Origin of the sequence: Geminisphaera colitermitum TAV2 (genome assembly GCF_000171235.2) — a bacterium.
GTDB classification, from domain to species: Bacteria; Verrucomicrobiota; Verrucomicrobiia; order Opitutales; family Opitutaceae; genus Geminisphaera; species Geminisphaera colitermitum.
Genome location: NZ_ABEA03000164.1, coordinates 36,645 through 44,665, shown reverse-complemented (window position 1 = coordinate 44,665; position 8,021 = coordinate 36,645). Strand labels below are relative to the sequence as shown.

General features: G+C 62.5%; 7 protein-coding genes. 1 reads left to right on the top strand and 6 read right to left on the bottom strand.

Annotated elements, in window-relative coordinates; genetic code table 11:
- On the top strand, window positions 1-1,055 hold a 1,055-nt coding region (locus OBACDRAFT_RS18640; protein ID WP_232767393.1), incomplete at its 5' end, for a uroporphyrinogen decarboxylase family protein.
- A 130-nt stretch (window positions 1,056-1,185) separates the two neighbouring features.
- Here the strand turns inward: OBACDRAFT_RS18640 and OBACDRAFT_RS18635 are convergent.
- The 6 genes from OBACDRAFT_RS18635 to OBACDRAFT_RS18610 all read right to left on the bottom strand — a co-directional run bounded on the left by OBACDRAFT_RS18635 (window position 1,186) and on the right by OBACDRAFT_RS18610 (window position 7,765).
- The gene (locus OBACDRAFT_RS18635) at window positions 1,186-2,733 is read right to left on the bottom strand and encodes an adenylosuccinate synthetase (RefSeq protein ID WP_043588220.1); all 1,548 of its coding nucleotides are present in this window, start codon (window positions 2,731-2,733) and stop codon (window positions 1,186-1,188) included.
- Window positions 2,734-2,945: 212 nt separating this feature from the next.
- Window positions 2,946-3,590, bottom strand: a complete 645-nt coding sequence (gene hisB, locus OBACDRAFT_RS18630; RefSeq protein ID WP_052362240.1) for an imidazoleglycerol-phosphate dehydratase HisB — start codon at window positions 3,588-3,590, stop codon at window positions 2,946-2,948.
- Window positions 3,578-4,681 carry a pyridoxal phosphate-dependent aminotransferase gene (locus OBACDRAFT_RS18625; protein WP_043588218.1) on the bottom strand — a complete coding sequence of 368 codons (1,104 nt, stop codon included), beginning with the start codon at window positions 4,679-4,681 and terminating at the stop codon, window positions 3,578-3,580. Before OBACDRAFT_RS18625 ends, hisB begins: the two co-directional genes overlap by 13 nt.
- Before the next feature lie 204 nt (window positions 4,682-4,885).
- Complete coding sequence (hisD, locus tag OBACDRAFT_RS18620; RefSeq protein ID WP_232767391.1) at window positions 4,886-6,199, bottom strand: histidinol dehydrogenase; 1,314 nt, start codon at window positions 6,197-6,199, stop codon at window positions 4,886-4,888.
- A 133-nt stretch (window positions 6,200-6,332) separates the two neighbouring features.
- The gene (locus OBACDRAFT_RS18615; RefSeq protein WP_043588216.1) at window positions 6,333-7,313 is read right to left on the bottom strand and encodes an acetyl-CoA carboxylase carboxyltransferase subunit alpha; all 981 of its coding nucleotides are present in this window, start codon (window positions 7,311-7,313) and stop codon (window positions 6,333-6,335) included.
- Window positions 7,314-7,396: 83 nt separating this feature from the next.
- On the bottom strand, window positions 7,397-7,765 hold the full coding sequence (locus tag OBACDRAFT_RS18610; protein ID WP_043588214.1) for a gamma-glutamylcyclotransferase family protein: 369 nt from the start codon (window positions 7,763-7,765) through the stop codon (window positions 7,397-7,399).
- Window positions 7,766-8,021: the final 256 nt, after the last annotated feature.

Below are 8,021 nucleotides of genomic sequence, written 5' to 3'. Positions count from 1 at the left end.
CCCCCCCCCCCGCAACCATTCACCCATCAACCATGACCAGCCTCGAACGTTATTTGAATATGATCGACGGAAAACCCGTCGATTTTGTCCCTCGCATTCCGATCCTCATGCGTTACGCCGCGGAGCATATCGGTTCCAATTACGGCGATTTCACCGCCGATTATCGTGTGCTCGTCCGAGCCAACCAGCAATGCGCCGCCGACTTCGGTATCGACCAGATGAATACCATGAGCGACCCCTACCGCGAGACGGAAGGTTACGGCGCGAAAATCATCTACGAACGCGACTCCGGTGCGCACATCGACGCTCCGCCGCTTGCCGACGGTGATCTTGACGCCGCCCGCCTCGCCGCACTCCTGCGTCCCGATCCGATGACCTCCCCGCGCATGCGTGACCGCATCGAAGCCGTCCGCGCTTACGCCGCGCAAAACGGGACGACCCATTCCATCATGGGCTGGATTGAAGGCCCCGCCGCCGAAGCCGCCGACGTGCGCGGCGTGGAAAACTTTTTTATCGATCTGCTCACCGATCCCGAACGCGCAGGCGACTTGATGGACATCTGCAATGAGGTCGCGCTTCGATTCGCCAAGATCCAGATCGATCTCGGCGCCGACACCATCGGCATTGGCGACGCCGTGGCGAGCCAGGTGTCGCGTGATGTTTACGAGTCGTTGATTCTTCCGCGCGAGCAGTGGATCGTGCGCGAGCTGAAAAAGCACAAGCCGTCGCTGAAAGTGCGTCTGCATATTTGCGGCAACATCACGCATTTGTTGCCCGGCCTTGCCACGCTCGGCATCGACGTGATCGACGTGGACCACATGGTGGATATGACAAAAACACGCGAGGCGCTTGGGCGTGGCGTGACGCTGGCCGGCAACATCGATCCCGTGGCCGAAGTCCTGCGTGGCACTCCCGAAAGCATCCGCCGCCGCCTGCTCGAACTCTATGAACTCGTCGGCAATCCCTTCATGATAAACGCCGGCTGCGAAATCCCCTCCGGCACTCCGCTCGAAAACCTGCGCGCTCTCTGCGAACCCATCGCATGGCGGGCATGAAGTGAGGAGCTATTTTTTGCCTTGGGTGGAGGGCGGGTCTCCCGACCCGCCAGACGCGGCGCAGCCGCGCCTTCCGAAATCGGATGGGCGGTGCTTCGCACCGTCGGCGGGTCGGGAGACCCGCCCTCCCTTATCCGAGTTTCAGCAACTCAGCGGTGGACGGAACATCCTTGATGATCTGCGAGGGATCGGGACCGACGCCGAGATAGCGCAGGTTGGGCAACAATGCGGGATCGGTCGGAATCGTCTCTCCGTGCCAGGCGACCTCAACCAAGGTGCGCATCATGGCTGCAACATAGCTGCGGGCGTTGGCCGGCAGGTCGGCGAAGTGGCGGATTTTGGATACGTCCTCGCTCCAGCCGGGATGTTTTGAATACACGGGGCGGAGCGTCTTGCGCACGGCTTCGTTGCGCGGCACGTGGTGGTAGCGTTTGCCGCCGGCGTCCTCGTAGGCGGTGGCGATGAGCAGGTCGCCCTGCCAGTCTCCGCGGTGCGTGAGGGCGTCGAGCTTGTTGATCATCACGTCCTGATAACCGCCGTAACGGAGGGCGTCGCCTTTTTCCACGGCGTCGTACCAGCCGACCATGCGCTGGCGTCCGGTGGAGGTGCCAAATTCGAGTTGCTTCAACAACGCGGCCAGCGGATGCGCGTCGTCCATCTGCGTAATGAAAGTGTGGGTACCGACCTTGGTGTCGTAGGCCTTGGCCACGCCAAAGGTGTGGATGGGCTGCACCGCGATGCCCGCACTCTGGAAAAACTCGGGAGTGAAGGTGTGCGAGGCAGTGACGTTGGGCGAGAAACCGTGGCGTTTATCGAGCCAGTAGGACTGGCCGAACTCGCCGATGATGGTGCGTCCGGCGCGGACTTCGCGCAGGATGAGTTCGCGGACTTCGCCGATGTTGCGGGCCAGGCGCTGGCCGGTCTGCCAGTAGGTGTCGGTGAGTTTGTCGAGATTGAGCGTGAAGGGGGCGGCACCACGGAAGACGGTGAAGTCAAACTCGGCTTTGTCGAAGACGCCGAGTTCGATGGCCTCGGCATTGGCGCGGAGTTCGGCGGCGGTGAGTTTGTCAAAAAAACTGGCAAAGGTCTCCGCACTGGTCTGGCAGACGTGCTGGATGACACGGAGCGCGCGGTCGGCGCGTTGGGCGAGCTTGCGGGCAAAGGCGTCGCGCGGGCCGAGGAAGTCCGCAAAGGTGATTTGCCATTGCCCGACTTCGTCGAGGTAGGCCGGAGTGATGCCGCGTCCGGTGGAGCCGCGCGGTTCCTCCTTGAGAACGACGGTGCGGTAATCTTCCCACGCGAGGTCGAGCAGGCGGTGCGTGAGGTCGGAGACCATCGTGCGCTCGTCGATCACGAGGCGTTCAAGGACGCCGTAGCCTTTTTTTTCCAGAGGCAGGGCTTCCCAAATGGCTTTGCGGGGATCGGCAACAACGCCGCTGCCAATGGCGAGGTGGGCGATGCATTTTTCGACGACGCCGGCGGGCAGGAGGTTGAGTTTGATGCCGGCAGCGGTGTGGCCGGAGTTGGCGCCACCGTTGACTTTGAGGACGACGCTGACGGGGTGCGGGGTCTCGCGGAGCTCATGAACGACTTCGGGTATGAGGCGGCCCTTGCCTTCGTCACCGAAGGAGATGCCGACATCCGCTATGAGCTGGCTGGAGAAGGGAGTGTGAGACATGATGGCAAACGGGCGAGCGAAACGACCCGAACCGGGTCGGGCAATATCAGAAGACAGGGAACTGCAGGCGGAGGGCGGGTTTTTATTGCCAATCCCCGCCAGACGAACCTTGCACGGAAGCGCGAGGCTCGGGCTCTCACTTCCGGAACGATAGATACGGATGGGCGGCGGCTGCGCCGCGTCTGGCGGGTCAGGAGACCCGCCCTCCGATGTCAGATTTTCCCCTTGGTCGAGGGGAGTTGACCCACGGTGCGCGGGTCGATTTGCGTGGCGGCGTCAAGGGCGCGGGCCAGGCACTTGAAGATCGCCTCGGCGATGTGGTGCGGCTCCTCGCCGTACTCGATGCCGACGTGCAGGTTGCAGCCGAGGGCGTTGCTGAAGGCGCGGCAGAATTCCTTCACAAGAATGATGTTGAAATCACGCACATACATCGTGGGCGCTTCGACGTTGTAAACGAGGTGCGGGCGTCCGCCGATGTCCACGGCGATGCGCGCCAGGGTCTCGTCCATCGGGAGGATGAAGAATCCGTAGCGGCGGATGCCGAGTTTGTCGCCAAGGGCGCGTTTGAACGCGTCGCCGAGCACGAGGCCAACGTCTTCCACGGTGTGGTGATAATCCACGGCGACATCGCCTTTGCAGGTCACGTCGAGGTCGAAGAGGCCGTGCTTGGCGAAGAGCGTCAGCATGTGGTCGAAGAACGGCACGCCGGTGTCGATCCGGGAGCGTCCGGCGCCATCAACGGCGAGCGTGAGCTGGATGTCGGTCTCGGCTGTTTTGCGGGAGAGAGTGGCGGTGCGATTGTCCACGACGGGGGGGGGGGGGGGGAGAGACTTTGGACGGATGTTTATTTTAGCCATGTGTCGATTGCTTCATTGACGGCGAGCATCTCGTCGTCGGTGCCGACGCTGATGCGCAGAAATGATGCGGTCAAGGCGTGGCTGGGGAAGTAACGAACAAGTATCTTGCTCGCAACAAAGTGGTCATACAGCGACTTGGCAACGGCGGGGCCGGTCTCGTCGCGGGCGTTTTTGGGTTCGGTAAAGATGAAGTTGGCCTGCGTCTCGTAAGTGAACCAGCCGCGCCGGGCGCGCCACTCACTGGCCCAGTAGTCGCGGGTCTCGATGATCTTGCCGATGATGGCGTCGTAGTAACCGGCATCTTCGAGCGCGGCGCAGGCGGCGACTTGCGAGAGGCGGTTGACGTTATAGCTGTCGCGCACGCGGTCGAGCACGTCGATCACGTCGGGGTGAGCGAGTGCGTAGCCAACGCGGATGCCGGCCAGCGCGTGGGCCTTGGAGAGAGTGCGCGTGATGACGAGTCGCGGGTGGCGGGCGAGGAGCGACACGGCGTTTTCGCGGGCAAAGGGCGCGTAGGCTTCATCGACGACGAGCAGGCCGGGGAACGCCGCGAGCACGCCCTCGATGTCGGCGTTGCTGAAGGCGACGCCGGTGGGCGCATTGGGCGAGGTGAGGATAAACATCCGGGCGCCCGACGCCGCGATGCGTTCGATGGGCAGGCGCATGTCGCGGGCAAACTCCACCGGCACGCACACGCCGTCCTGGATTGCAACAAGCACCGGGTAAAGCGAGTAGCTGGGCACGGTGAACCCGGTGGCGGCGGACGCGGCGGCGGGGCCGGCGTAGGCGCGTATCAGGAGATTCAATACATCGTCGGAGCCGTTGCCGATGAGCACGTTTTTCTCTGTCAGGCCGTGGCCGTGGACGCGGGCCACGAGCTGGCGCAGCGGGGCGCTGGTCGGGTTGGGATAGAGCCGGAGGCGTTCGCCCTCCCCCCCCCCCCCGGCGAGTTCCGCCTGCACGGCGGCGGCAACGCGCGGGCTGGGCGGATAGGGACACTCGTTGGTGTTGAGTTTCACCCAGCCGGAGCCGGTGGGCTGGAGGCCGGGCGTGTAGGCGTGAAGTCGGGCAATGTGCGGAAGCGGTTGCATGGAAAAGGCGGGATGTGGAATAAATCAGGAAATCCGTTTTTTTAGACAGAATTAACGGAATTTTCGGAATTGCCGGAATTAACAATGAATTGTCCGACAGACAGTGGATTATTTGTTCAGTCAATTCTGCTAATTCCGAAAATTCTGTTAATTCTGTCCAAAAAACGGAGGCGTGGTTTTTTCCGTATTCTGGAAAGCGGCGCGTCACACGGCGCGAATTTTCACGGAGCGTCCGTGGGCGTCGAGTTTCTCCATCGCGGCGAAGGCCGAGACGATGGGCTCGGCTTTTTTCACGCCGGGCTTGGTGTAGCCAACCACGCTTGTGCGACGCATGAAGTCGGCCACGCGCAGTCCGCTGAAAAAACGTCCCGCGCGTCCCGTCGGGAGCACATGGCTCGGACCCGCCACGAAGTCGCCGAGCGCGGTCGCGGTGTGGTTGCCAAGGAGGATGGCGCCGGCGGTGGTGATGTTTTTGAGGAGCGTCTTTTGCGCAGTGTCCTTCACCTGGAGATTGAGGTGTTCGGGGGCGATATAGTTGGCGACCTCAGCGGCGGCGGCGAGGTTGGGCACCTCGATCGACACAAATCCGTCGGCGAGCACTTTTTCGATCTTGGCGGCGCGCGACAGCCACTTGAGTTGCGCGCGCATCTCGACGTGGACGGCCTCAATGATCGCGGCGGAGGTGGCGGCGAAAAAAATCTTTTCGCGTCCCGATCCATGCTCGGCCTGCGCGAGCAGATCGGCGGCGGTAAAGGCGGGGTTGGCGGTGTCGTCGCAGATCACCATGACCTCGCTCGGGCCGGGCAAAGAATCCACACCGACGACGCCGAAAACCTGGCGCTTGGCTTCGCACACGTAGGCGTTGCCGGGACCGAACACCTTGTCCACCGCAGGCACGGTCAGGGTGCCGTAGGCGGCGGCGGCGATGGCCTGCACGCCGCCGATGCGGTAAACTTCGTCGATGCCCACGAGCGCGAGCGCGGCGAGGAGGCCGTCGGCGATTTTGCCCTGCGGGTTGGAGGGCGTGAAGACGGCGATCTCGGGGCAGCCGGCGATTTTGGCAAGCGTGGCCGTCATGAGGACGGTGGAGACGAGCGGCACTTCGCCGCCGGGGACGTAGAGGCCGACGCGGCGGATGGGATAAAACCGCTCGCCGATGGTGGCTCCGTGTTTGTTTTTGCCGCTCCAGTCGTTGGGCAGGGTTTTTTTGTTGAAGGCGAGGATGTTTTCGTGGGCGGCGGCGAGCGCCTTCTTGTCGGCGGCAGGCAGGCGTTTGACGGCGGCGGCGATCTCGGCTGGCTTCACTCGAAATTCGCGGGCGCGCAGTTTGGCGCCGTCGAATTTGGCCGCGTAGTAGGCCACGGCTTCGTCTCCGCGGGCGCGCACGTCGGCGAGAATCGCGGAGACGGAGTCTTGGATTTCTTTGGGAATGACGGCTCCGCGGCAGAAATCAGCCAGCTCTGTTGCGAAGGTTTTGGAGACGAATTGCAGGACTCGCACGGTTTTGTTGTTCGGCAAAAGGGTTGAAGTGAAACGGCATGTGTTAACCGAATCCCGCCTCTGGGCGCGAGCAGGAAAAAGCAAACGTTGTTTGCACGGGGGCGCAGGAGCAACGACGCCAATGGGGACAATCTTTTGACTTTCGGCCCTTTTAGCTTCGCACGGCTCCCGCTTCTTCAAAGGTGCCGAGGTGGCGGTAGCGTTCGTAGCGTTGGTCGAGCAGAGCGGCTTCGTCCAACTGGCGGAGTTCGCGCAGGTGCTTTTGCAGCGCAGTGGCAAGGGCGGTGGCAGCCTTGGCGGGATCGTGATGCGCTCCGCCGTAGGGTTCGGGAATCACGTCATCGACGACGTGGAGTTTGGAGAGTTGGTCGGCGTTGAGCTTGAGCGCTTCGGCGGCCTTGGGCGCGGCGGCGGGGTCTTTCCAGAGAATCGCAGCGCAGCCTTCGGGCGAGATCACGGAGTAGTAGCTGTTCTCAAAAATGAGCACGCGGTCAGTGACGCCAATGCCGAGCGCGCCTCCGGAACCGCCTTCACCGACAACGACGGAGATGGTCGGGATGCGCAGCATGGCCATCTCGCGCAGATTGACGGCGATGGCTTCGGAGACGTGGCGCTCCTCGGAACCGATGCCGGGATAGGCGCCGGGGGTGTCGATAAAGGTGATGACGGGGAGGCCGAATTTTTCCGCGATTTTCATCAGGCGGAGCGCCTTGCGGTAGCCTTCGGGCTGGGGCATGCCGAAATTGCGGATGATCTTTTCCTTGGTGTCGCGGCCTTTTTGCTGGGCGATGACCATGATCGACTCGCCTTTGAAAAAGGCGGTGCCGCCGATGAGGGCGCGGTCGTCGTTGAACTGGCGGTCGCCGTGCAGTTCCAGAAAATCGTCGCAGAGGGCGTTGATGTAATCGAGGGCGTAGGGGCGTTTCGGGTGGCGGGCAATCTGCACGCGCTGCCAGGGCGAGAGGGTGGTGTAGATCTCGCGCTGGGTGGCGGAGATTTTTTTCTCGATGGCGGCGATTTCGGTTCCGAGATCGAGTTTGTTTTCGAGCGACTGCTGCCGGAGTTGCTCCAGTTGCGTGCTGAGATCGCGCAGTGGTTTTTCGAACTCCAGAGTGTAGGCCGGTTGATCCATTGGGAGACGCTAGGAGGCGGGGATTGCGGCTGTCAACCGGAGCGAACCGGGGGAGGGAAAGCGCGGGCGGGCAAATGCAAATATCAGACAATCCAGCACGCGCCACTATCCGGGCAACCGGCCACGGGGCGCAGGTAAAGATAGGTCTGCACGGGCAGGCTCTGAAGCGGAGCGGCGAGGGGCACGGGCACCCGCGCATACAGGCCCTCGTTGGTGCCTTCCAACTGGTCGAGCACGTCAAGGCCAAACGAGTCCACCTCCCAGACCTCTCCTTCCACGGCGAGCGGGTTGGCCGGGTCTTCGACCATCCCGGGAAATCCGCCCACATCGTGCAGCCGGTAGCGTGGGAGGGTGCGGGCGAGCGAGATAAAGCGTTGTCCGGCCATCAGGGGGTGATGCAGGCCGCCGCGTTTCAGCGTGCCGTAAACAAAGAGGCGTTGCGTGGACGACATGGTGGGGCGAGGACGGAGTTGGGACGTGGGAGGGTGCTGCAGGAGAGGGCTCGAAAAATGTGCCGGACGGACACTGGCCTTGGTCCGGCAGGGGCGGATTGAATGGACGGCAAGGCTGACCAATCAATCGCGCAAGCGCGACCTCATTTTTAGGGAGAATGGATGTTTCCGATCCCAATCCCAAACCCAACCGCGAATGAACGCGTTTCGAGCGAAGCGACAGTCCGCCATGGACGCTAATAAAGGCGGGAAAAAC